General features: G+C 44.9%; 1 protein-coding gene. It reads left to right on the forward strand.

Annotated features, from left to right (window positions below; all coding sequences use genetic code 11):
* Nucleotides 1–36 precede the first annotated feature (36 nt).
* Nucleotides 37–503 (forward strand): carboxypeptidase-like regulatory domain-containing protein (locus IRZ78_RS26025; RefSeq protein WP_194620512.1); only part of this gene is annotated, 467 nt, incomplete at its 3' end.

Consider the following 503-nt stretch of genomic DNA (forward strand, 5'->3'; position numbering starts at 1 on the left):
AAAGCTTTTTATTGCCTATTTTTTCTGGTTTTCTTCTTGTCTTTTCCCCCTGTATCCGCAAGTTCCATAGAACGGCATCGCCCTTCTTTTTTTCAACAACATCAAGTTCAAGGCACTATCACCGATGGTGTAAGTCCTCTGCCGGGAGTTACCATTGCTGTTAAGAGCAAACTCAAATCCTCGACCATATCGGATTTTACAGGCCAGTATTCCCTTTTGGTCTCTCCAAATGACACACTTGTAGTATCTTATATAGGTTTTAAAACTGCACTTGTTCCAGTGAATGGAAGAACAACAGTGAATGTAAAACTCAGTTTTGATACCACTACACTTCAGGAAGTGCGCGTCAATGCTGGCTACTACTCGGTAAAAGAGAGCGAGCGCACAGGAAGCATTGCCCGTATTACCTCCAAAGATATCGAGAACCAGCCGGTAACCAATGTGCTGGCCACCATGCAGGGCCGTATGGCCGGCGTTAGTATTACCCAAACCACTGGAGTTCC

Origin of the sequence: Flavobacterium sp. CSZ, assembly GCF_015350725.1 — a bacterium.
In the GTDB taxonomy this organism is placed as follows: Bacteria; Bacteroidota; Bacteroidia; order Flavobacteriales; family Flavobacteriaceae; genus Flavobacterium.